The following is a 23,442-nucleotide window of genomic DNA, read 5'->3' on the forward strand; positions in this document are numbered from 1 at the left end:
CTGATGCGACGGTCTCCACCCGGTGTCGCTCGGGCCGGCGGGCTATTCCGGCCCGCCGTCCTCCGGACTGGAGCGGGCCAGCGCCGCGAGCGTGTCAAGCGCCCAGGACAGGGTCGGCAGCGGCGGTGCGGCCAGCCCGAGCCGTACGGCGTTGGGGGCGTGGCTGGTCCCGACGGTGAACGCGGCGGCGGGGGTGACCGCGATGCCCCGGCGGGCCGCGGCCGCGACGAATGTCTCGGCGCGCCACGGCTCCGGCAGCTCCCACCAGCAGTGATAGGCGTCCGGATCGGATTGGAGGATCTGGCCGGCCAACCGGGTTCGCGCCAGCTCCTGCCGGGCGCGGGCGTCCCGGCGCTTGCCGGCGGTGATGGTGGCGACCGCCCCGTCGCAGAGCCATCGCGTGGCCGCGTCCAGCGCGAAGCGGGTGGCGGTCCAGGTGCCGGACCGGATCGCGGTCGCGAGCTGGTCGATGAGCTGTGGTGGCGCGGCGGCGAAGCCGACGGTGAGGCCCGGAGCGAGCCGCTTCGAGAGGCTGTCGACGAGAATGGTGCGGGACGGTGCCAGTGCGGCCAGCGGTGTCGGGGCGTCGGTGAGGAACGACCAGACGGCGTCCTCGATGACGTACACCCCGAGTTGGTCGAGCAGGCCGGCGAGCGCGGCGCGGCGGTGCGCCGGCATGGTCGTGCCGAGCGGGTTGTGCAGGGTCGGCTGGAGGTAGACGGCCCGGAGCGGGGCGGCGCGGTGTGCCTCGGCGACGGCCTCGGGCAGCAAGCCGTCCTGGTCGGTCGGCATCGGGACGAGGGTGACGCCGAGCCGGCTGGCGATGGCCTTGACGACGGGGTAGGTGAGCGCTTCGACGCCGAGCCGCCCGCCCACCGGGACAAGGGCGGCGATGGCGGCGGCGATCGCCTGCCGGCCGTTGCCGGTGAACAGGATCTGCCGTGGGTCTGGGGCCCAGTCGGGGCGGCCGAGAAGCCCGGCGACGGCTTCCCGCACCGCGGGCGTCCCGGCGACTCCGACCGGGGGCAGCGCGGTTGCCAGCGCCTCGGGCCGCAGCAGGCCGGCCAGAGCACCGGCCAGCAGCGCGGGCTGTTGCGGCAGCACCGAGAAGCTCAGCTCCAGGTCGACGCGGACGTCACCGGGTTCGGCGAGGGCGGGTTCCGGGGGCGGGGTCGCCGTCCGGACGAAGGTGCCCCGGCCGACCTCCCCGGTCACCAGCCCGCGCCGGGCCAGCTCCGCATAGACCCGGGAGGCGGTGGAGTTGGCGATGCCGTGTTGGCGGGCGAAGGTCCGCTGCGGCGGCAGGCGGTGTCCGGCGGCGAGCCGGCCGGCGGCGATGTCGGTGGCGATCCCCTCGGCGATCCGCCGGTAGTCGTCCACGATCCGCTCCCAATTGCTCCGAGGGCATTGTTCTTATTGCACCTGACTATTGCACCGCATAGCCTTCTTGTCGAGATCAACCTCGGGAGGAGGCGGCGATGGCCACGACACAGGTCAACGGAGTCAGCGTCGGATACGACGATCGCAGCGACGGGCAGACTCTGGTCCTCGTGCACGGGCATCCCTTCAACCGCTCCATGTGGCGTCCACAGGTCGACTTCGCGGTGGCCGCCGGGTGGCGGGTCGTCGCCGCAGACCTGCGCGGGTACGGCGAGAGCACGGTGGTTTCGGGCCGCACCACACTCGACGTGTTCGCCCGGGACGTTGCTGGCCTGCTCGACCGGCTCGGCGTACCCCGATTCGTCCTCGGTGGACTGTCGATGGGCGGGCAGGTCGTGATGGAGTGTCTGCGCCAGTTCCCCGAGCGCATCACCGGCGTCCTGCTGGCCGATACCTCCGCGCCGGCGGAGACCGATCTCGGGCGCGAGCTCCGCAACGAGCTCGCCGACCGGCTGCTCCGGGAGGGCATGGCCGGCTACGCCGAGGAGGTCCTGCCGAAGATGCTCGCTCCGCGGAACATCTCGGCCCTGCCGGAGATCGCCCGGCAGGTCAGCATCATGATGCGTACGACCTCGCCGGTCGGTGCCGCCGCCGCCCTGCGCGGACGTGCCGAGCGCCCCGACTACGTCGAGACGCTGCGCCGGGTCGAGGTCCCCACCCTGGTCGTGGTGGGCAGTGACGACGAGTTCACCCCGATCGGCGATGCCGAACTCATCACCGAGTGCGTCCCGGGCGCGACGCTGGTCGTGGTCGACGGCGCCGGCCACCTGCCCAACCTGGAGCGGGAAGCGGTCTTCAACGCCGCGCTCGGGCGCCTGCTTCAGCAGGTCACGGCGGTGGGGGGACAGCGGTGACGACCATCTTCGTGACCGGGGCCGGCTCTACTGGGGCACGACCACGGTGCGGGCCCCCTCCCCCCGGGCCATCCGGGCGAACGCCTCCGCCGCGCCGTCCAGGGTGGTCCGGTCGGTGATCAGGAAGCCGAGGTCGAGGGTGCCGTCGAGCACGGCCCGGGCCAGCTCCGGCACGTCCCGGTCGGGGTCGGAGGGGCCGTAGACCGACGAGCGCAGCGTCCGGGCCGAGTGGAAGATGTCCATCGCGCTGAGGCTGACGATGTCGTCCTTGCCGCCCATGCCCACCACGATCACCTGCCCGCCCCGCCGGGTGGCCCGCCAGGCGGCGCGGATGGTGCTGCCCCGCCCCACGCACTCCACGGCGTGGTCGACGCCCCGCCCGGCGGTCAGCGCCCGGACCGCCCGGCTGAGGGACTCGTCGGCGACCAGGAAGTCGGTGGCGCCCGCGGCGAGAGCCAGCTCCGCCTTCGCCGGCGACACGTCGACGGCGAGCACCGGGCCGGCGCCGGCGGCTCGGGCGGCGGACACCACCGACAGCCCCACCCCGCCGAGGCCGACGACGGCCACCGAGTCACCGGGGGCCACCCGGGCGGTCCGGCGGACCGCACCGATGCCGGTGAGCACGGCGCAGCCCAGCAGCGCGGCGACCTCCATCGGCAGTTCTGCCGGGACGGGGATCACGGCGTGCTGCGGCACCACCACCTGTTCGGCGAGGGCGCCGAGGCCGAGGGTGACGTGTAGCTGCTCGCCGCCCGAGGTCCGGCCCCGGGCGACGGCGGGCGTCCCGGCGCGCTCGCACAGCCACGGCTCGTCGTGCCCGCAGTGCCAACATCGCCGGCACGGCGGCGCCCAGTTGAGCACCACGTGCTCGCCGGGCACGACCCGGGAGACGCCGTCGCCGACCTCGACCACGACCCCCGCCGCCTCGTGCCCGAGCACCAGCGGGTACGGCGACGCCACCGTGCCGTTGACCATCGACAGGTCGGAGTGGCACACCCCGGCGGCCCGGATCTCCACCCGTACCTGGCCGGGGCCGGGGGCGGGCAGGTCGACGTCCTCCACCCGGGGCGGCTCCCCGACGGCCCGGGCGACCAGCGCCCTCATCGCTGGATCGCCTTGGTCTGCAGGAACTCGTCCAGCCCGTAGCCGCCCAGCTCCCGGCCGAGGCCGGACTGCTTGTAGCCGCCGAACGGGGCGAGCGGGTTGAACGGGGCGCCGTTGATGTCCACCGCGCCGGTGCGCAGCGCCCGGGCGACGCGCAGCGCCCGCTGCTCGTCGCCGGACCAGACCGCGCCGGCCAACCCGTACCGGGAGTTGTTGGCCACCTCGACGGCGTGCGCGTCGTCGTCGACCGGGATCACCGCGAGCACCGGCCCGAAGACCTCCTCCTGGGCCAGCGCGCTGTCCGGGTCGACGTCGCCGATCACCGTGGGGGCGACGAAGAAGCCCCGGTCCGGAACCGGGGCGTCCGGTCCGCCGGCGACCAGCCGGCCCCCGTCGGCCAGGCCCCTGTCGATGTGGTCGCGTACCCGCTGCCGCTGCGCGGCCGAGACGAGCGGGCCGAGCCGGGTGGCCGGGTCGAACGGATCGCCCAGCCGGTATCCCGCCGCGGCCTGCGCGGCCAGGGTGAGGGCCTCCTCGTAGCGGGTCCGGTGCACCAGCATCCGGGTCCAGGCGGTGCAGGTCTGCCCGGAGTTGAGGAAGGCGTTGCCGACGCCCACCTTCACCGCTGCGGCCAGGTCGGCGTCGTCGAGGATCACGTTGGCCGACTTGCCCCCGAGTTCCAGGGCGACCCGGGCGATGCGGTCCGCGGCCAGGTGGGAGATGCGCCGGCCGGTGGCCGTGGACCCGGTGAAGGAGACCATGTCGACGCCCGGGTGGGCGGCGAGGGCCTCGCCGGTCACCGGGCCGGTGCCGGTGACCAGGTTGACCACCCCGGGCGGGAAGCCGGCCTCGTCGATCGCGTCGAAGAGCAGGTACGCCACCAGCGGCGTCAGCTCGCTGGGCTTGAGCACGACCGGACAGCCGGCGGCGAGGGCGGGGGCGAGCTTGGCCACGACCTGGTGCAGCGGGTAGTTCCATGGGGTGATCGCGCCGACCACGCCGACGGGTTCACGCACCACCAGCGAGTGACCCACGGTCTGCTCGGCCGGCCCTCGCGCGGCCAGCTCGACGTAGCCGCCGAGGACCGTGAGGGGGAGCCCGGCCTGCATCCGGGTGGCCACCTTGAGCGGGGTGCCCAGCTCGCACGCGATGGTCCGGGCGATGTCGTCGGCGCGGGCGGTCAGCGCGTCGTGCAGCCGGCCCAGGCACGCCGCCCGGTCGGCCGGCGCGGCGGCGGCCCAGCCGGCGAACGCGGCCCGGGCGGCGTCGACGGCCCGGTCGACGTCGTCCGCCGTGCCGGCCGGCACGGTCGCGATGACCTCCTCGGTCGCCGGGTTGTGCACCGGCAGGGTCCCCGAGCCGGAGGCGGCGGCCCAGCGGCCGTCGAGGTAGAAGTCGGTCCGTGCGAGATCCATCGCGCCCCTCACGTACGTCGGCCCTGAACTAGCAGTGAAAGTTTCGACTTTAGTCCGTTTCGCCGGCCGGCGGGAGGGGCGGTAGCGGGCCTACGGTCCGCTCGTAGGTGCGCGCCAGGCCGTCGACGAGCGCGTCGAGGCCGAGGTCGAAGGCGCCCTCGTCGACGCGCTGCTGGTGCTCGGCCAGCCGGTGGGCCTGGGCGAGGTGCGGGTACTGGTCGGCGTACAGCCCCGGGTCCTCCACGAAGCCCTGGGCGAACGACCCCAGCGCCGATCCCGCGACGAAGTACCGCATGAGCGCGCCGACGTGGGTGGCCCGGGCCGGTGGCCAGCCCGCGTCGACCAGCCCGCCGTACACGGCGTCGGCCATGGCCAGCGCCGCCGGCCGGCGTCCCGGGCCCCGGACCAGGTACGGCACGATGTGTGGGTGGGCGGCGAGCGCGGCCCGGTACGAGTGCCCCCACCGGAGCAGTGCCTCCCGCCAGTCGAGCCTGCCGAAGAACGACACGTCCACCCGCGCGGTGATGCTGTCGGCCACCGCGTCGAGGATCTCGTCCTTGGTGGCGAAGTGGTTGTACAACGAGGGGCCACGGACGCCCAGCTCGGCGGCGAGCCGGCGGGTGGAGAACCCCTCCAGCCCTGCGGAGTCGATCAGCGCGGCAGCGGCCTCGACGATTCGCTGCCGACTGAGCAGTGCCTGCCGCGGCCGGGGCATCGGCTTCCTCCTCTGTTCGATGATCCGTGCAGAACTCTGCCACAGGCGGGTCTGGACAGATTAAAACTTGCACCGCTAGTTTATTGTCATGGACCTGCACCTTTCCACCGAGCAAGCGGCCGTACGCCAGCTCGCCGCGGACTTCGTCGCGCGCGAGGTGGTGCCGCACGCGGCGACCTGGGACCGGCGGGAGTCGGTCGACCCGGGCATCGTCCGCAAGCTCGGCGACGTCGGCTTCCTCGGCCTCACCGTCGCCGAGGAACACGGCGGCTCCGGCGGCGACCACCTCTCCTACTGCCTGGTGCTGGAGGAACTGGGCCGCGGCGACTCCGCCGTGCGCGGCATCGTCTCGGTGTCGCTCGGACTGGTCGCGAAGTCGATCGCCGCGCACGGCACCCCGGAGCAGCGGGCGCGATGGCTGCCCCGGCTCTGCTCCGGCACCGCCCTCGGCTGCTTCGCGCTGACCGAGCCGGGCAGCGGCTCCGACGCCGCCGCCCTGACCACCCGGGCCACCCGCGACGGCGACGACTGGCTGCTCACCGGCGCGAAGGTGTTCATCACCAACGGCACCACCGCCGATGTCGCCCTGGTCTTCGCCCGCTCCGGCGGGCCGGGGCACCGGGGGATCACCGCCTTCCTGGTGCCCACCGACAGCCCGGGGCTGACCCGGCGGGAGATCCACGGCAAGCTCGGGCTGCGCGGGCAGGCCACCGCCGAGCTGGTCCTCGACGGCGTCCGGGTGCCCGACTCGGCCCGTTTGGGCGAGGAGGGCGGCGGCTTCCGGCTGGCGCTGGCCACCCTGGCCAAGGGCCGGATGTCGGTGGCCGCCGGCTGCGTCGGCATCGCCCAGGGCTGCCTCGACGCCGCCGTCGGCTACGCCGGGCAGCGCACCCAGTTCGGCAAACCCATCGCCGGCCACCAGCTCGTGCAGCAGCTCCTCACCGAGATCGCGGTCGACACCGCCGCGGCGAGGCTGCTGGTCTGGCGGGTGGCCGATTTGATCGACCGGGGCGAGCCCTTCGCCACCGAGGCGTCGATGGCCAAGCTCTTCGCCAGCGAGGCCGCCGTCCGCGCGGCCAACAACGCGGTCCAGGTCTTCGGCGGGTACGGCTACATCGACGAGTACCCGGTGGGCAAGTATCTGCGCGACGCCCGCGTCGCCACCCTCTACGAGGGCACCAGCCAGATCCAGCAACTCCTCATCGGACGCGCGCTCACCGGCGTCAACGCCTTCTAGCCCAGGGAGAACCGTGACCAGATTCGTCGCCCGGCCCGCCGTCGTCACGGCGGGACGCAGGGGAGCCAGCGGCGACGCGTCGTACGTCACCGGGCAGACCCCGTACGTCAACGGCTGCGCGCGCTGACCCGCGCCACGTCCGAAGAGATCCGGAGGGGACATGGACTTCGCGCTTTCCGACGAGGAGCGGGCCATCCGCGACACCGCCCGCAGCTTCATCAGCAGGGAGGTCAGGCCGCTGGAGCAGGAGCTGCTGCGGCGCGAGCGGGCGCACCGGCCCGGCCTGGAACGCGACGAACTGCGCGAGTTGCAGCTCAAGGCGAGGCAATTCGGCTTCTGGGGCCTGGCCACCCCGCAGGAGTACGGCGGGATGGAGCTGCCCGCCGTAACCCAGTCGTTGATCTGGACCGAGCTGGGCCGTACCTTCGTGCCGTTCCGCTTCGGCGGTGAGGCCGACAACATCCTCTTCCACGCCAGCGAGGAGCAGAAGCGGGAGTTCCTGATCCCGACCATCGAGGGGGAACGGCTGTCCTGCTTCGCGATCACCGAGCCGGGCGCCGGCTCGGACGCCGCCAACATCAGGCTCGCGGCCCGCCGGGACGGTGACGACTGGATCCTCGACGGGGAGAAGACCTTCATCACCGGCGGCAACGACGCCGACTTCGCCATCGTGGTCGCCGTCACCGACCGGGAGCGGGGCGCCCGCAACGGCGGGGCGACCGCCTTCCTGGTGGACCGGTCGATGGGCTGGCGCTCCGAGTTCATCCAGACCATGGGCGAGGGCGGCCCGGCCGCGCTGGTCTTCGACGGCGTACGGGTGCCGCACCGCAACATCCTCGGCGAGGTCGGCCAGGGCTTCGCGCTGGGCATGGAGTGGATCGGCAAGGGTCGTTACACGATCCCCTCGCACGCCATCGGCATCGCCGAGCGGGCGTTGCAGATGGCGATCGACCAGGCCAACACCCGGGAGACGTTCGGCGCGAAGATCGGCACCAACCAGGCCATCCAGTGGATGATCGCCGACTCGGAGACCGAACTCGAGGCGGCCCGCTGGCTGGTGCTGCGCGCCGCCTGGACGGTCGACCAGGGAATGGACCCCCGGCACGCCTCGTCGATGGGCAAGCTCTACGGTGCCGGAATGGTCAACCGCGTGGTGGACCGGGTGCTCCAGATCCACGGCGGCATGGGCTACACCCGGGAACTGCCGATCGAGCGCTGGTACCGGCAGGTCCGGCTGTACCGGATCTTCGAGGGCACCGACGAGATGCAGCGCCTGATCATTGCGCGGGACCTGCTGCGCGGCTACACGAAGATCGGCGGGCATCTCGGATGAGGACCTTCGCCGACACAGGCGACCTGGCCGCCGCCGTGAAGAGAGACCCTCGCCCCGAGCCCGGCCCGGGGTGACCACGCGCCTTGGGGCGCGATCCGGCCGGCCGCGGTGGGGCTCCCGCCTGTCGGGCTGCCACGCGCGGCCGGCCCACGGCCACCGGGCGAGGGTCAGCCGTCGGCGCCGCCGACCCTCGGCTGTCGGTGATCGGTCAGCCGGAGCCCGACACCGCGCACCGCGACGACGGTGACGCCGGTGCCGAGCTCGCCGAGCTTGCGCCGCAACCGCTTCACCAGGGACTGCACGTCCGCCGTGCGTTGGCGTCCCTCGGCACGCCAGACCGACCGGTGCAGCTCGGCGTAGCTCCAGACCCGGACCGGTTCGGTGATCAGGCAGGCCAGCAGGTCGTGTTCGAGCCGGGTGAGGGAGACCTCGCGGTCCCGGCACCGGGCGGTGAGCCGGGCCGGGTCGATCCGCAGGGTGTCGTCCGGTGCCGCCGGCGCGGCGGCGGGGGTCCGTGCCGGCGGCGCACCGGGCTTCGGCTGCGCCTGTGCGGCCGTGATCAGCCTGCGCAGCTCGTCAAGGTCGGCCACCAGCAGCAGCGGCGCGATGCCGTCGAGGTGTTCGGCGAGCCGGATCCGTTCGGCCGGTGACGGTGTCACCGCGATCACCAGCGGGAACGGGCTGCCGGTCTCGTCGAACCCGGCCGGCGTCGTGCTGTCGTCGTCCTCGGTCACCGCACCCACCCGGAAACGATGGGCAATTTCTGCCCGACTTGGTCATGGCCGTGACAGTAATTGTCAAACCCGCCGCCACGTGAGCAACTCTTAGCGACAAGTTGCTCACGTGCCGTGCTTGATCGTTCATCTTTTTCGATCATAGTGTCCACACAGGCAGCCGGCGTGACCCGCACGGCGCCTGGGGGCCTGGGGGGTTCGTTCATTCCGGTGTGATCCAGACAGGAGATGGGTCTTTTGCACCCTTCGCCATGGCTCGATTAACCGCGGGTCGTTTCTGGAGGAGACAGCACCGATGCTGAGACGTCCACACGGCAGGCGCCTGTTCAGGCGCCTGGCGAGCGCGGGTGCGGCGATCGCGCTCGCCGCGGCAGGTCTGGCGACAACCGGTTCCGGCGTGCAGGCCGCGCCCGCCGCGTCCGCGGACAAGATCCGACCCGACTTGATGAACCAGCTCCAGGCGAAGAGCGAGAGCGACTTCTGGATCCGCTTCACCGACCGGGCCGACCTGAGCAAGGCCAGCGCGATCAAGAACTGGACCGAGCGGGGCGCGGCGGTCGCCGACGCGCTGCGCAAGACCGCGGTCGACAGTCAGACCAAGGTCCGCGCCGAGCTCGACGGCTCGGGCGCCAAGTACCAGTCCTTCTGGGCGACCAACGCCATCAAGGTCAGCAGCGGCTCCCTGGCCATGGCGCAGAACTTCGCCGAGCACGCCGAGGTCGAGGGCGTCTACGCCTCGACGGCCTACGAGGTGCCCAAGGTCACCAAGGACGCCGACGCGAAGGCGGCGAACGCCCTCGAGTGGGGCATCGCCAACATCAACGCCGACGACGTCTGGTCCGAGTACGGCGTCACCGGCGCGGGCATCACGGTGGCGAACATCGACACCGGGGTGCAGTTCGACCACCCGGCGTTGGTGGGCGCCTACCGCGGCAACAACGGCGACGGCACCTTCGACCACAACTACAACTGGTTCGACGCCGCCGGCGAGTGCGCCACCGCGCCCTGCGACGGCGACGGCCACGGCACGCACACCATGGGCACGATGGCCGGCGCCGCCGGCGCCAACCAGATCGGTGTCGCGCCCGGGGTCAAGTGGATCGCGGCGAACGGCTGCTGCCCGAGCGACGCCGCGCTGGTCACCTCCGGCCAGTGGATGCTGGAGCCCACCGATCTCGCCGGCCAGAACCCGGACGCCAGCAAGCGGCCCAACATCATCAACAACTCGTGGGGCACCACGCAGCCCTCCAACGACCCGTTCATGGAGGATGTGACGCTGGCCTGGGAGGCGTCGGGCATCTTCGGGACCTGGTCCAACGGCAACAAGGGCCCGGCCTGCCAGACCAGTGGTTCACCGGGCAGCCGGACCAGCAACTACTCGACCGGCGCGTACGACGTCAACAACAACATCGCCAGCTTCTCCTCCCGGGGGTCCGGGCAGGACGGCGGGATCAAGCCCAACATCTCGGCGCCCGGCGTCAACGTCCGCTCCAGCGTTCCCGGCAGCGGCTACGCCAGCTACAGCGGCACCTCGATGGCCGCGCCGCACCTCGCGGGTGCGGTCGCGCTGCTGTGGTCGGCGGCGCCCGCGCTGGCCGGTGACATCACCGCGACGCGCGCCCTGCTGGACAACTCGGCGATCGACAAGGCCGACGCCCAGTGCGGCGGCACCGCGGACGACAACAACGTGTACGGCGAGGGTCGACTGGACGCGCTCGCGCTGCTCGCCGCCGCCCCCATCGGCGACACCGGGACCCTGGCCGGCAAGGTCACCGACGCGGACACCGGCGCCCCGCTGCCGGGCGCCACGCTGGCCCTCACCGGCCCGGCGGCCCGCGAGCTGACCACCGGGACCGACGGCACGTACTCGACCCTGCTCCCGGCCGGCGACTACCAGGTCGCCGTGACCGCGTTCGGCTACGGGAGCAAGACGGTCCCGGCGACGGTCGCCAAGAACGCGACCACCACGATCGACGTCGCCCTGACCGCCGTGCCGAGCGTGACCGTCAGCGGCTCGGTGACCGACGGCTCCGGACACGGCTGGCCGCTGTACGCCAAGGTCAGCGTCGTGGGCCTGTCGGCGTCCGACTACACCACGCCCGCCAACGGCCGGTACAGCCTCACGCTCCCCGCCGGCGCGACGTACCAGCTCAAGGTCGAGCCGAAGTACGCGGGCTACCAGACCGTGACCAAGGACGTCGTGGTCGGCTCGGGCAACGCCACCCACAACGTCGCCGTGCCCGTCGACTCCGCCGCCTGCACCACGGCGCCCGGATACACGTACGGCTCGGACGGCGTGTACGAGACCTTCGACGGCAACCGCGTTCCGACCGACTGGTCGGTGGTGGACAACGCCGGCACCGGTCAGGTGTGGGACTTCACCGACGCCGGCGACCGGGGCAACCTCACCGGCGGCGCCGGTAACTTTGCGATCATCGACAGCGACAACTACGCAGCCGGTGGTCGGCAGGACACCTCCCTGGTCAGCCCGGTCGTCGACCTCACCGACGTCGCGACCCCGATGATCCGGTTCAACCAGGACTACAACTGGCTGAGCTCGGACCGCGCGGACGTCGACCTCAGCCTCGACGGCGGTGCGACCTGGGCCAACGTGCTCCGGCAGGCGGCGGACTTCCGCGGCCCCCGGGTGACCCAGGTGCCGATCCCGCAGGCCGCGGGCAAGTCGGAGGTCCAGGTCCGGTTCCACTACTACGAGGCCTCCTACGAGTGGTGGTGGCAGGTCGACAACGTGCTGATCGGTAGCGCGGTCACCTGCAAGCCGACCAACGGCGGCCTGGTGCTCGGGCACGTCCGGGACAAGAACGACAACGGCTACGTCAACGGCGCCACCGTCACCAGCGACGACAAGCCGAACGAGACGGCCACCACCGTGGCGACCCCCGACGACACCGAGCTGGCGGACGGCTTCTACTGGCTGTTCTCGTCGCAGACCGACACGCACCGCTTCACCGCGAAGGCCGGCAACTACGTCAGCCAGAGCAAGCAGGTCGACGTCCAGACCGACTGGGCCACCCCTGTCAACTTCCAGCTCGCGGCCGGCCGGCTGTCGGTGCAGCCGGCGGCGGTCGCCGCCACGGTCCGGATGCCCAGCGGCAAGGCCACCAAGACCGTCACGGTGACCAACACCGGCGGCGCCCCCGTCAAGGTCCAGTTCAGCGAGCGGGACGACGGGTTCGAGCTGTTGCGGGCCGACGGATCCCGGCTGACCAAGCAGCAGATCCTGGGCTCCGCAGGCGCTCCGCCGCAGCGGCTCACCGCCGCCACGTCGTTCGCCGCGCAGGCGTCGGGCAAGGCGAGCACGGCCACCCCCGCCCCGGTCGGCCCGCAGGCCGATCCCTGGACGGACATCGCCGACTACCCGACGAACGTGATGGACAACCGGGTGGTCAACCTGGACGGCAAGGTGTACTCGATCGCCGGCGGTAACGGCTCGGCGTCGAGCGCGAAGAACTACGTCTACGACCCGATCGCGCAGAGCTGGAAGCCGATCGCCGACCTTCCCGGCGCGCGCAACGCCGTGACGGCGGGCGTCGTGGACGGGAAGATCATCGTGACCGGCGGCTGGGGGGCTTCCGGCCCCGACGCCGCGACCTGGTCGTACGACCAGGCGGCCAACACCTGGACCAAGAAGGCGAACAACCCCGCACCGCGGTCCGCCGCCGGTCAGGCGGTCGTCGACGGCAAGCTGTACGCCATCGGCGGGTGCACCACGGCGAGCTGCACGCCGATGTCGAACGACGTCGTCCGGTACGACCCGGGCAGCGACGCCTGGGAGGCGCTGCCCGACTACCCGAAGGCGGTGGCCTTCCTGTCCTGTGGCGGGATCGGCGGCATCGTCTACTGCGCCGGCGGCAACGACGGAACGGCGGCGCAGAAGGCCGGCTACGCCTTCGACCCGGGCACCAACGCCTGGACCGCGATCGCCGACGCGCCGGTCGACAACTGGGCCAGCTCGTTCGCCGTCGCCAACGGCAAGCTCCTGGTCGTCGGCGGTTCGCAGGGCGGCGCCATCACCAACGCCGGCTTCGCCTACGACCCGGCCACCAACTCGTGGTCGAACCTGCCCAACGCCAACACCGCCCGGTACCGTGGCGGAGCGGCGTGCGGCTTCTACAAGGTCGGTGGCTCGTCCGGTGGCTTCACCGCCACGGCGGACAGCGAGGCCCTGCCCGGTTTCGAGGAGTGTGCCGAGGCTTCCGCGGACGTCAGCTGGCTGACGATCGACAAGACGGCGGCCACCCTGGCGCCGGGCGAGAAGGTCACGATCACCGTCGGGATCGCGGCCACCGTGGACCAGCCGGGCACCTACTCGGCGTCGATCCTGATCAAGGAGGACACCCCGTACACGGTGCAGCCGGTGTCGGTGAAGATGACCGCACAGCAGCCGACCACCTGGGGCAAGCTGATGGGCACGGTCACCGGGACGAGCTGCCAGGGTGCCAGCGCGCCGATCGCCGGCGCGTTGGTCCAGGTCGACTCGTGGGCCACGTCGTTGACCTTCACCACCGACGCCGAGGGCCGGTACGCCTACTGGCTGGACAAGCGGAACAACCCGCTGACCATGATCGTCGCCAAGGACGACTGGAAGCCGCAGACCCGGCAGACGAAGATCACTACCGCCACGCCCACCGTGGAGAACTTCGCCCTGTCCCCGGTCCGCTGCTGACGACTGACCGCTGACGAACAGATCCGGCCCGCCTGGTCACCCGACCGGGCGGGCCGGACCCGTTCCATGGGTGGGTGGCGAACCGGCCTCGCGGTCAGCACACCGCGAGGCGGAAGCCGACCCCACGTACCGTGTGGATCGTCGCCGAAGTGCCCAACCGGACCAGCTTGCGCCGTACCCTGCGCACCACCGAGTGCAGGTCGGAGCCCCGGCCCAGGTGTTCGGTGCCCCAGACCTCACGGTGCAGCCGCTGGTAGCTCCAGATGTGTCCGGGCGTGCCGACCAGGCAGCGAAGGAGGTCGTGCTCCAGCGGGGTCAGGCCGATCTCGCGGCCCCGCCAGCACAGCACCCGGCGGTCCGAGTCGACGCTCAGCCCCGGCGTCGGCGTACCACCGTCGGCCACCGGTTCGGTCCGAGCGGCCGGTTCGGTCCGTGCGGCCGGTTCGGGCACTACCGGCTCTGCGGCGTCGGGCCGGCGGACCACCCCGAGGAACCGCCGCGCCTGGTCGACGCTCGACACGATCAGGAACGCCTCGGTGCCGCCGAACAGCTGCGCGAGTTGCCGGCGATGCGCCGGTGAGGAGGCGATGCCGATGACCAGGGACGCGATCCCACTCATCCTCCCCCCTTCCCCATCCACCGCTCGCGGGATGGTGTCTTCCTGACGCCGCTCGATCGCCTGGTGGTGGCGGTGTGGGGGGACGGGAACGCAGCCCGTCAGCGCACCGACGGTCCGCAGTGGACCGATGACGCCGTGGTCACTTCCCGAGCATCGGTATAGTAATGCACGTCTATGCAGTCGGCAACGCCCCGCGCCGGATGCCCCGACCTGCCCCGGCGGGCGCGGCCCCGCCCCGAGGCCCGGAACGACGCGCCCGGCACCGCCGCTTCGGCCGGCGTGACTATCCGGGACCCGTTCACCCATCGGTCGCAGGCCCCCGGGAAAACGCCGTGAAACCCCCTGATACCGGAATGGCAACCAGTCGTATAGACGTGGGCCCCGCACCTTGCCGATACTTTTCTGGTAGTGATCAGGCTACATTCCGTGACGCGGGAGATCGCGGCCGCCGTCCGGGGTGAGCGCCATGATGGGGCGGGTGCCGGCATCCGCTTGTAGGAAGGGACAGCTGTGGACTACGCGGAGATCGTTCATCTGGTGAACACCGACCCGGTGGCACAGACGCTGTTGGAGTCGCCGGTCGCGATGCGGCTCGGGTACGTGGGACTGGACGGCCACCCGCGCACGGTGCCGGTCGCCTACCTGTGGAACGGCAAGGCGTTCGTCTTCGCCAGCCCGACGACCGCATACAAGGTCAAGGCGATCGCGGCGCACCCGCAGGTGTCCTTCAGCGTCGACACGTACTCGGCCGAGGTGCGGAGGAAGGTGGCGGCGAAGCTCGGGGCTGACCCGGTCGCCGACTACACGCCCGTTGTCATGCTGGTGCGCGGCACGGCGTCGATCGAGGTTCGGCCGGGGGTCCCGGATGAGCACGTCGAGGCGTCCTGGCGGATGTTCGCGGACAAGGGCCTGGCGCCGGGGTGGGAAAGCCAGAAGCGCGCGCACACGACGGACATGGTGGTGGTCACGATCATCCCGACCCACATCACGCTGTGCGATTTCGTGACGCGCTTCCCGCCGCCGGTCGAGATCAACGCCCCCGCCCACAATCCCGCCCACGGAGGGGCCGGCGGCTCGCCGCTTCCCGTCGACTGACCAGGTGCTGAGCGCCACGGTCGCGGAGGCCGTCGCCGCCTTCGACTCCGGTGCCAGGGCGTGGCGGGCGGTCCTGCTCACCGCGCTGCCGCGCGACCTCTACCGGGCGCGACAGCGTCGACGGGCGCCACCGCGACCGATCCGCACCCCGGGCCGCCCCTGGCCGGGCCGGCGCCGTGACCGGCCGAACGTCGAGGACCGCGCGCTCGGTAGACAATCTTCGATGCGATTGGATACCGTCCCGACACCTGGATAGCAACGATGCCCATCCATGTCTTGGAGGTGCCTGTGTCCAAAAGTCATGCCCGGGGTTCTGTCGGCGCGGCGGCGCTGACCGCGTTGCTCGTGCTCGCCGTCCCCACCACCACCGCCGTCGCGGCGCCGGCCGGGGCCGCGGGTCCCACGTCGCCGACCGGCGATGTCACGGCGGCGGTGACCGCGAAGCTGCTCGACCAGGCGGCGAGTGCCACCGACCCGGAGCTTCGGGCCGCCGGGGCGGACGACACCCGCGTCACGGTCACCCGGCGTGACGGCCGGACGTGGGCGTCCGGTACCGCCGTCGTCGTCGCCCCAGCGAAGGAGGGCGCGTACCCGGCGGGCTGGGTGTTCGTGGCCCACCGGGACAGCGCCGGCTGGCGGGTCGCCTTCGACGGTGAGTCCGGCTTCGCCGCTCTCGCCGCCGATGCCCCGTCCACGGTGGTGTCGCCGCGCGAGCGGGACGTCTTCACCGCGCCCCGCCCGACGTACGCCGGCGGCGACTACCGCACCGGCATGCGGCTGCCGTACGGCGTCGGCCAGTCGTGGTCGTTGACCGGCGGGCCCCACGGCTGGGGAGGGAGCGAATCGCCGTGGAGTTCGATCGACCTGGCCGGCGGAGACCAGCGGGTGCTCGCCGCGCGCGGAGGAACCGCCTACACCATGTGCCAGGGCTGGATCCGGGTCATCCACGACCGCGGTTACGCCACCGACTACTACCACCTGTGGAACAGCATCAGCGTCAACGGGGCGGGCGTCGGGGAGGGGGCCTTCCTCGGCAACACCGGCACCGACGTCACCTGCGGCGGATCCGCCACCGGTCGACACGTGCACTTCGGCCTGCGGCAGAACAACGCCTACGTGCCGTTCGCCGGGCACGGCCTCGGCAAGTGGGCCTTCGCGAACGGCGGCGGGACCTACCAGGGGTACGCCCTGCACGGCTCGGCGCGGGTCAACGTCGGCGGGGCGCTGTACAACTACGGCTCGCAGGGGCTGAACCAGGGCATCATCGACGCCAACGGTGGCGGCACCGCCAACCGGCGCACCGGCCCCGGAACGGGGTACGGGGTCGCCGGCGCGATCGCCGACGGCTCCACCGTGACGATCTCCTGCTCGGCCAACGGCACCACGCACACCGGCCGGTGGGGCACCACGGCGCTGTGGAACAGGCTCACCGACGGCACCTGGGTCAGCGACGCGTACATGTGGACCGGGGTGAACGGACCGGCCAACGGCTGGTGCTGAGAGCGCACCGGTGCGGTTGCGGGCCCGCCGGCCCGGAACCGCACCGGCCCCGGGCCGGCCGGCCCGGGCGATGACGGTGGTGCGGGTCATGGTGCCCGCCTCCTGCCGGTGTATTGATCGAGGACGGCGGCCAGGAGACCGTGGCGGACGCCGCGGGCTCCTGGCCGAGACAACCCCGGCAGGGGCGTCGCAGCCGGGGCTAGACTGCCGGTGCGCGGCAACGAAGCGCCGGGCGTCCGGGCGGTCTCGCCCACCGGGCTGACCGTGGTCGTCCTGGACCGCAGGCGGCGCTGCCGCCGGAACCGCGGCGCTCCTGTGGCGGTCACGCGTGAAGGCGAGGCGGAATGGCGGACAGCATTCGGCGTCCTGAGGCTGCCGCCGCGCCCGAGGACCGTTGGCTGGCCGAGGTGGCGGCGGGCGCGAGCCGCGATGCCGGCGGGGTGGATGTGCACCTGCTGGGGGAGTATCTGCCGATGCTGGCCGACGCGGCGGTGCACGGACGCCGTCCACGGCGCGAGGAACTGGACGTGGTGGAGGCGCTCGGCAGGCGGGCCGCGGAACAGGGCATATCGGCAGGACGGGTGGTGCAGCTGTACCTGTCGGCGGCCCGCCGACTGTGGCACGACCTGCCGGCCGTGGCGCGCTCGCGCGACTGCGAGGCGGTGCGGGTCGCGGCGACCGCGGTGCTGCAGGTGGTCGACGACGCGGTGGCGACCCTGGCCGAGGGCTACGCGGTGGCGCGGCGCGACCTGGTGCGCCGCGAGGAGACGCTGCGGCGCGAACTCGTCGACGACCTGCTGCGCGGCGATTCCGACCTGGGCGCGCTGGTCGAACGGGCCGAGCCGTTCGGTCTGGACCTGGCCCGGGCGCACCGGGTGGCGCTGGCCGCGCCGAGCCGCCGGCTGCCCGACGCCGACGCGGCGATCAGCGCGCTGGAGGCGGTGATCTTCGACCGGCTCGGCGACCGCGACGTGCTCGTGGCCACCAAGGAGGGCCTGCTGGTCGTCATCGCGCCGGCCGAGGCGACCACCGCGCAACGGGTGGCGCCGTCTTCCGAGCCGAGCGGCGAGCTGGGGCGGCTGATGCACCGGGAACTCACCCGGCTGCCGCGCGGAGACGCGTGGCGGATCGCGGTGGGCCGGGCCCATCCCGGGCTGTACGGCATCGCCCGCTCGTACGAGGAGGCACGCGAGGCGTTGTCGATGGCGGGACGGTTGCAGGTGACCGCCCCGGTGGTCGACGCCCATGACCTGCTGGTGTACCGGGTGCTGCTGCGCGATCAGCCGGCGATCGTCGACCTGGTGCAGGCCGTGCTCGGTCCGCTGGTGAACGCCCGGGGCGGCGCCCAGCCGCTGCTAGACACCCTGCGGGAGTACTTCGACACCGGGGCGGTGGCCACCGAGTCGGCCAAGCGCCTGCACGTATCGGTACGCACCGTCACCTACCGGCTCGATCGCGTCCGGCGGTTGACCGGCTACCACCCCGCCGACCCGGCCCACCGGTTCACCCTGCAGGCGGCCGTGCTCGGCGCGAAGGCCCTCAACTGGCCGGCGCAACCCCTGCCGACCTCCGGCTGAACGTCGCCGACCCGCAGGCCGGCGCCGCACCGGGATCCTGGCCCGGCGTTCGGGTCTCCTGACGGGTCGTGGCGGACGGGAGGCGGCTCCCGCCAGCGCAAACGGCGATCGGGTACGGCCCGAGAGGTGGGCTATAGTCGCCGCATGCGCGCCGGGCACGCCCACCTCGGCGTCGACGAGCGTAGACCGCTGTCGACGCTGTTCGTGCTGGCCGTGCTCGTGGTCGTCCTCTGCGCGGCACGGGCGGTGGGCCTGTGCATCGTCTTTCGACTGGGCCGCCGCGCCGTGCCGGGCTGCGTGCCGGCCTGGTCCGCCGACCGCGCGCCGCCGCAGCTCGCCGCCGCCTGACACCTGCTCGCCGCGCACCGACCCACGACCGGGCCGGTCGTCGTCCGGGCCTGCGGCGTCGACGGCTCGCGTCGACACCTGCCCGCGCGCCGCTGCCAGGTGTTCGCGTCCTGCCGGCCCCACGCCTCACCCGTCACACCTTCTGCGGAGTTGCCCCATGGAAGTCGAACGCACCTCACTGCCCGGAATCGGCCTACGTCACTGCTTCACCACGGAGCGCGGGCGCAGGGTCGGTGTCGTCACCCACCACGCCGGCGGCCATCGCGACCTTGTGCACGACGACGGCAGGGACCCGGACAGCACCTGCAGCCTGACCCTGACCCGCTCCGAGGCGCTCGCGCTCGCCGGATTGCTCGGCATCCTGGACATCGTCGACGTGGCTGGCTGCCCGGACCGCGGGGACGCCGACCACGAACCGCGGAACGGATCCGGATCGTGACCGCCGCCGCCCCACGTGCTCCCCGGTGGCCGCGGGAGGAGAACGCGACGCGGATCCGTTCGGTCAGCCGACAAGGCGAGCTCGACGTGCTTCGGATGGTGCTGGAGGAACAGTACGCGCGACACCACACGCAACTCGCCCTGCTCGCCCGGCAGGGCACCCGGCCCGACCCGACGGCCGGCGCGGACACCGCCGCGGCGTTGACGGCCGCGTCGCGGCGCGCGCTCGACGACCTCGCCCGCGCCCTGCGCCACCTGGACCAGGGCCGGTACGGCACCTGCCAACGATGCCGGACCGACATCCCCATCGAGTTCCTGGCCCACCGGCCCGCCGCGAGATTCTGCCCGCGCTGCGACGCCGCGTCCACTCGCCGTTGAGCCGGGCGGCGGCGCCCGGCGCTGCCAGCACAGATTGCCGGGCGTCGGCAAGACGACAGGCCCAGCTTGACCGGCGGCGGCCCTGGCCGGGGTGGGTGGCGCGCGGACATGGTTGGGCCATCTGCGGTCGGGCGGGTGCCCGCCCCAGGAAAGGAGCAGGCAATGTCACCGGAACCCGAGCAGCAGCACGCGCCGGCGTTCGTGGCCGGCGCACCGCGTGACGTCGCGGTCGTCGGGGCCGGGATGGTCGGTCTGGCCACCGCCTGGTTCCTGCAGGAGGCGGGCGTGCACGTCACGGTGTACGAGCGGGACCACGTGGGTGCCGGGGCCTCCTGGGGCAATGCCGGGTGGTTGACGCCGGGGTTGACCGCGCCGCTGCCGGAGCCTGCGGTGCTGCGGTACGGGCTGCGGGCGGTGCTCAGTCCCCGGTCGCCGGTGTACCTGCCGCTGCGTGCCGACCGTAGCCTGTTGCGGTTTCTCACCTCGTTCGTGGCGCACAGCACGGCGCGGCGGTGGCGGCGGGGGATGGCCGCCTACGTGCCGCTGAACGAGCGGGCGCTGGAGGCGTTCGACGTGCTGGCCGCGGGCGGGGTGGCAGCGCAGACGTACCGGGCGAACAGCTTTCTGGCCTGCTTCGCCGGGAAACGCGACGCGCGGGGCCTGCTGGCCGAGCTGGAGCAGATCCGCGACGCCGGCCAGGAGGTCAGCTTCCACCCGGTCACCGGCTGGCGGGCACGCGCCCTGGAGCCGACGCTGACCCACCGGGTGGGTGTCGCGATCCAGATCTATGGTCAGCGCTACCTGGATCCGCCCGAGTTCGTGCGGTCTCTCGCCGAGGCGGTGCGGGAGCGCGGCGGCGAGATCGTCGAAGGCGTCGAGGTGGCCGACCTGCGGCCCCGGTCCGGTGGCGTCTCGGTGCTCTCCGGTGCCGGCGAGAGACAGCACGACGTCGTGGTCGTCGCCACGGGCGCGCTGCTCGGGGGGTTGGCCACCCGCTTCGGCGTGCGGCAGCCGGTGCAGGCGGGCCGCGGCTACAGCTTCAGCGTGCCGGTCCGGCAGATGCCGCGCGGCCCGCTCTACTTCCCGAAGCAGCGGGTGGCGTGCACGCCGCTGGGCGATCGGCTGCGCGTGGCCGGGATGATGGAGTTCCGTCGTCCCGACGACCCCCTCGACCCGAGGCGGATCACCGCCATCGTCGACGCCGTCCGCCCGTTCCTGACCGGCGTGGACCTCGACGACCGGCGCGACGAGTGGGTCGGCTCCCGGCCCTGCACCCCCGACGGTCTGCCGCTGGCCGGGGTCACCGCCTCCCCCCGGGTGTTCGTCGCCGGTGGCCACGGCATGTGGGGCATCGCGCTCGGCCCGATCACCGGGCAGCTGATGGCCCAGACCGTGCTCAAGGGGGAGGCACCGCCGGAGTTGGCGCCGTTCGACCCGCTGCGCTGACGGCCGGCCCCGGACCCCGGGCAGGGGACCGCCACCGTCGCCGACACCCTGTCCGGCTGCGCCGGACGCGCAGTCCTGACCCCGGGCTGCGCGTCCGGCGGCCGATCCGGTTCCACGGGCCCGCCGCCCAACCGGGGCCGATGCGTCACGTCACCGCGGCGCCGCCGGTCGGCGGCCCAGCCCCGGGGGCGTCACCCGTCCAGGCCCGCAGCCGGCGGGGTCGCCATCTTGTGGTTCTGCCCGGGGACCTGGAAGTGGTGGAAGGTGACCGTGGCGCTGACGTCCAGGGCCTGCACCCAGTGCCACCAGCCGACGGGAATGAGCAGCATCTGTCCCGGTTCCAGGACGGTCTCCAGCACGGTGGCCTCGGCGAACCGCGGGTGCCGGGTGAGGTCCGGTCGGGCGGCGTCGACCGCGCTGAACGTGCCGCCGCGCGGGTAGACCAGATGCCGCTCGTACGAGGGCACGAGGCGCACGTGCTTGCGGCCGAGGACCTGGCACAGCAGCACCGTGCTGTTGTCCACGTGCAGCGGCGTCACCGTGCCCGCCGGGCCCAGCAGCAGATGCCCGAGGGCCGTCGGGTCCACGATCCCCTCGGGCGGGCGCACGTCGGCGGCGAGCGGGCGCAGCGCCTGGGACCAGTTCTCGTTGCGGGGCACCATGTAGTAGTCGTTGGTGCGGTTCCCGGACCCGAGCAGCGTCAGGTAGTCGCGGAACGGCATTCTGGTGCGGTGGCGGTCGTACTGCCAGGCGTGGTCGGGGTTGGCCTCCCGCCCGGTCATCACCTCGACGACCGCGTCGCCGCAGGCCGCGGCAAGGCCGTCGAGGGTCCAGTCGAGCGCGGGCCAGTCCGTCATCAGGCCCTCCAGCACGACGGGCCGGTGGCCGAAGTAGTACCGGGCGAAGAACTCCTCCGGCGTGATGCCCGCGCGGCGGTCCAGGGTTTTCCCGCCGTCGCTGTTGCGCAGCGTCCGGTAGGTGTCCAGCACGGACTCCATCCAGTCGTAGCGCAGCGCGAGGCGGCGGCACACGGCGAAGTACGGGTGGGCGGTGAGCTCGCCCAGCTCCGCGTCGACGGCGTCCGCGTCGGCGCCCCCGGCGACGGCGGCGGCCCGCGCCTGCTCGACGGGGGCGCCCATGGCCAGGTTCTCGGCGAGCCACTCCTGCCAGACGCGGTCCAGCCGGGAGGTGGCGAGCAGGGTCATGCCGTGGCGCCCGGGACGGCGGTGAGCTGCGGCTCGCGGGTGTACTCCTCGCAGTTGACGTAGGAGTTCTTCACGTGGGCCGGGAAGTGGTCGGTTTCCGGGACGGCGGTGAGCTGCGCCTCGCGGGTGTACTCGGCGCAGGTGACGTAGTTGTTCTTGACGTGGGCGGCGAACTGCTCCGTGCCCGGGACGGCGGTGAGCTGCGCCTTGCGGGTGTACTCCTCGCAGTTGACGTAGGAGCCCTTGACGTGGGCAGGGAAGTGGTCCGGAAGTGAGGTCATGGACCAGAGTCAACGCGCCGGATCGACCCGGCCGCCAGGGACAGGTGTCCCGTCCGGCCGGGATGCTCCCGGCGGTCGGCGGCGCCGCCCGCACCCCGGGCGAATGGTCGCGGGATTGCCTGACTAAAGTCAGGTATATGGACGTGGACTTGGTCGCCGCGGTGCGGCGGTTCAACCGGACGGTGACCCAGCGGGTGGGGGCGCTCGACGACGAGTACATGGCGCGCGGGCGGCCCCTCGCGCAGGCGCGCCTGCTGTGGGAGATCGGCCCCGGTGGCGCGGAGGTGGCCGCGCTGCGGTCCCGACTCGGACTGGACTCGGGGTACCTCAGCCGGCTCCTGCGCGCGCTGGAGGGTGACGGGTTGGTCACGGTGGGGCCGGCCGACCGGGCCGGCGGCGACGGGCGGGTGCGGGTCGCCGCGCTCACCGGGGCCGGCCGGGCCGAGTGGTCCGAGCTGGACCGGCGCTCCGACGAGTTCGCCCGGTCCATCCTCGCCCCGCTTCCCGGGCGGCGGCGGGAACGGCTCGTCGCGGCGATGGCCGAGGTCGAGCGCCTGCTCGTCGCGTCGCTGGTGGTCATCGGGCAATGCCCCCCGGGTGACCCGCGGGCGAGGGCCTGCGTGCGGGCCTACGCCCGGGACGTGGGCCGGCGGTTCGACGGGGGATTCGACCCGGGAGTGAGTAGCCCCGTCCACGACGAGGAACTGGTCCCGCCCGCCGGGGTGTTCCTGCTGGCGTCCCTCAACGGTGAGCCCGTCGGCTGCGGCGCGGTCAAGCTGCACCCCGGCGCCCCCGCCGAGATCAAGCGCGTGTGGGTGTCCGACTCGGTGCGCGGGCTCGGGGTCGGGCGGCGGATACTCGACGAACTGGAACGGTACGCCGCCGAGCGCGGCTGGGCCGCCGTCCGGCTGGACACCAACCGAGCGCTCACCGAGGCGATCGCGATGTACCGCTCGGCCGGCTACCGGGAGGTCGAGCCCTTCAACACCGAGCCCTACGCCCACCACTGGTTCGAGAAGCACCTCGCCCCGTGACC

At 72.8% G+C, this 23,442-nt stretch carries 20 protein-coding genes; 12 read left to right on the plus strand and 8 right to left on the minus strand.

From position 1 onward, the window contains the following. Positions 1-42 precede the first annotated feature (42 nt). Positions 43-1,380, minus strand: coding sequence for a PLP-dependent aminotransferase family protein (locus OG617_RS28700; RefSeq protein ID WP_405096045.1), 1,338 nt, complete (start codon positions 1,378-1,380; stop codon positions 43-45). Positions 1,381-1,478: 98 nt separating this feature from the next. Here OG617_RS28700 and OG617_RS28705 point away from each other — a divergent pair, with 98 nt between their 5' ends. After that, on the plus strand, positions 1,479-2,294 hold the full coding sequence (locus OG617_RS28705) for an alpha/beta fold hydrolase (protein WP_405096046.1): 816 nt from the start codon (positions 1,479-1,481) through the stop codon (positions 2,292-2,294). A gap of 27 nt (positions 2,295-2,321) precedes the next feature. Here OG617_RS28705 and OG617_RS28710 read toward each other — a convergent pair whose 3' ends face one another. From OG617_RS28710 to OG617_RS28720, 3 genes are read right to left on the minus strand one after another with little or no spacing between them, the layout of a single operon-like run. Then, positions 2,322-3,398: an alcohol dehydrogenase catalytic domain-containing protein gene (locus OG617_RS28710; protein ID WP_405096047.1), complete on the minus strand. Its 1,077-nt coding sequence runs from the start codon at positions 3,396-3,398 to the stop codon at positions 2,322-2,324. Beyond that, positions 3,395-4,813: an aldehyde dehydrogenase family protein gene (locus OG617_RS28715; RefSeq protein WP_405096048.1), complete on the minus strand. Its 1,419-nt coding sequence runs from the start codon at positions 4,811-4,813 to the stop codon at positions 3,395-3,397. The genes OG617_RS28710 and OG617_RS28715 overlap by 4 nt, the downstream gene beginning before the upstream one ends. Before the next feature lie 49 nt (positions 4,814-4,862). Then, positions 4,863-5,528 (minus strand): TetR/AcrR family transcriptional regulator, encoded by a 666-nt coding sequence (locus OG617_RS28720; RefSeq protein ID WP_405096049.1) that lies wholly within the window; start codon positions 5,526-5,528, stop codon positions 4,863-4,865. 88 nt (positions 5,529-5,616) lie between these two features. On the opposite strand from OG617_RS28720, the gene OG617_RS28725 reads away from it, so the two are divergent. Continuing rightward, positions 5,617-6,765, plus strand: a complete 1,149-nt coding sequence (locus OG617_RS28725; protein WP_396678879.1) for an acyl-CoA dehydrogenase family protein — start codon at positions 5,617-5,619, stop codon at positions 6,763-6,765. Positions 6,766-6,925: 160 nt separating this feature from the next. Further along, on the plus strand, positions 6,926-8,098 hold the full coding sequence (locus OG617_RS28730; RefSeq protein WP_405096050.1) for an acyl-CoA dehydrogenase family protein: 1,173 nt from the start codon (positions 6,926-6,928) through the stop codon (positions 8,096-8,098). A 167-nt stretch (positions 8,099-8,265) separates the two neighbouring features. Here OG617_RS28730 and OG617_RS28735 read toward each other — a convergent pair whose 3' ends face one another. After that, the gene (locus OG617_RS28735; RefSeq protein WP_405096051.1) at positions 8,266-8,832 is read right to left on the minus strand and encodes a winged helix-turn-helix domain-containing protein; all 567 of its coding nucleotides are present in this window, start codon (positions 8,830-8,832) and stop codon (positions 8,266-8,268) included. 445 nt (positions 8,833-9,277) lie between these two features. Between OG617_RS28735 and OG617_RS28740 the strand changes: the two genes are divergently transcribed. Continuing rightward, complete coding sequence (locus tag OG617_RS28740) at positions 9,278-13,519, plus strand: S8 family serine peptidase (RefSeq protein WP_405096052.1); 4,242 nt, start codon at positions 9,278-9,280, stop codon at positions 13,517-13,519. A 94-nt stretch (positions 13,520-13,613) separates the two neighbouring features. Here OG617_RS28740 and OG617_RS28745 read toward each other — a convergent pair whose 3' ends face one another. Further along, positions 13,614-14,138: a winged helix-turn-helix domain-containing protein gene (locus OG617_RS28745; RefSeq protein ID WP_405096053.1), complete on the minus strand. Its 525-nt coding sequence runs from the start codon at positions 14,136-14,138 to the stop codon at positions 13,614-13,616. Between the two features lie 537 nt (positions 14,139-14,675). On the opposite strand from OG617_RS28745, the gene OG617_RS28750 reads away from it, so the two are divergent. The 7 genes from OG617_RS28750 (at position 14,676) to OG617_RS28780 (ending at position 20,920) form a co-directional block, all read left to right on the plus strand. Next, the gene (locus tag OG617_RS28750; RefSeq protein ID WP_405096054.1) at positions 14,676-15,233 is read left to right on the plus strand and encodes a pyridoxamine 5'-phosphate oxidase family protein; all 558 of its coding nucleotides are present in this window, start codon (positions 14,676-14,678) and stop codon (positions 15,231-15,233) included. A gap of 288 nt (positions 15,234-15,521) precedes the next feature. Continuing rightward, a complete protein-coding gene (locus tag OG617_RS28755) occupies positions 15,522-16,733 on the plus strand; it encodes a peptidase M23 (protein ID WP_405096055.1) in 1,212 nt (403 codons plus the stop codon). 344 nt (positions 16,734-17,077) lie between these two features. Continuing rightward, entirely contained in the window at positions 17,078-18,310 is a 1,233-nt protein-coding gene (locus tag OG617_RS28760; protein WP_405096056.1) for a PucR family transcriptional regulator, read from the plus strand. Positions 18,311-18,454: 144 nt separating this feature from the next. Then, a complete protein-coding gene (locus OG617_RS28765; protein WP_405096057.1) occupies positions 18,455-18,658 on the plus strand; it encodes a hypothetical protein in 204 nt (67 codons plus the stop codon). A 157-nt stretch (positions 18,659-18,815) separates the two neighbouring features. Beyond that, the gene (locus OG617_RS28770; protein WP_405096058.1) at positions 18,816-19,097 is read left to right on the plus strand and encodes a potassium transporter TrkA; all 282 of its coding nucleotides are present in this window, start codon (positions 18,816-18,818) and stop codon (positions 19,095-19,097) included. A gap of 95 nt (positions 19,098-19,192) precedes the next feature. Then, on the plus strand, positions 19,193-19,474 hold the full coding sequence (locus tag OG617_RS28775; protein ID WP_405096059.1) for a TraR/DksA family transcriptional regulator: 282 nt from the start codon (positions 19,193-19,195) through the stop codon (positions 19,472-19,474). A gap of 162 nt (positions 19,475-19,636) precedes the next feature. After that, the gene (locus tag OG617_RS28780; RefSeq protein WP_405096060.1) at positions 19,637-20,920 is read left to right on the plus strand and encodes an NAD(P)/FAD-dependent oxidoreductase; all 1,284 of its coding nucleotides are present in this window, start codon (positions 19,637-19,639) and stop codon (positions 20,918-20,920) included. 191 nt (positions 20,921-21,111) lie between these two features. Here the strand turns inward: OG617_RS28780 and OG617_RS28785 are convergent, their stop codons facing one another. Further along, a complete protein-coding gene (locus OG617_RS28785) occupies positions 21,112-22,125 on the minus strand; it encodes a cupin-like domain-containing protein (protein WP_405096061.1) in 1,014 nt (337 codons plus the stop codon). After that, positions 22,122-22,406 (minus strand): hypothetical protein, encoded by a 285-nt coding sequence (locus tag OG617_RS28790; protein ID WP_405096062.1) that lies wholly within the window; start codon positions 22,404-22,406, stop codon positions 22,122-22,124. Before OG617_RS28790 ends, OG617_RS28785 begins: the two co-directional genes overlap by 4 nt. Positions 22,407-22,543: 137 nt before the next feature. Here OG617_RS28790 and OG617_RS28795 point away from each other — a divergent pair, with 137 nt between their 5' ends. Beyond that, positions 22,544-23,440: a GNAT family N-acetyltransferase gene (locus OG617_RS28795; RefSeq protein ID WP_405096063.1), complete on the plus strand. Its 897-nt coding sequence runs from the start codon at positions 22,544-22,546 to the stop codon at positions 23,438-23,440. Positions 23,441-23,442: the final 2 nt, after the last annotated feature.

Source organism: Micromonospora sp. NBC_01412 (assembly GCF_045040215.1).
Taxonomy (GTDB): domain Bacteria; phylum Actinomycetota; class Actinomycetes; order Mycobacteriales; family Micromonosporaceae; genus Micromonospora; species Micromonospora rubida.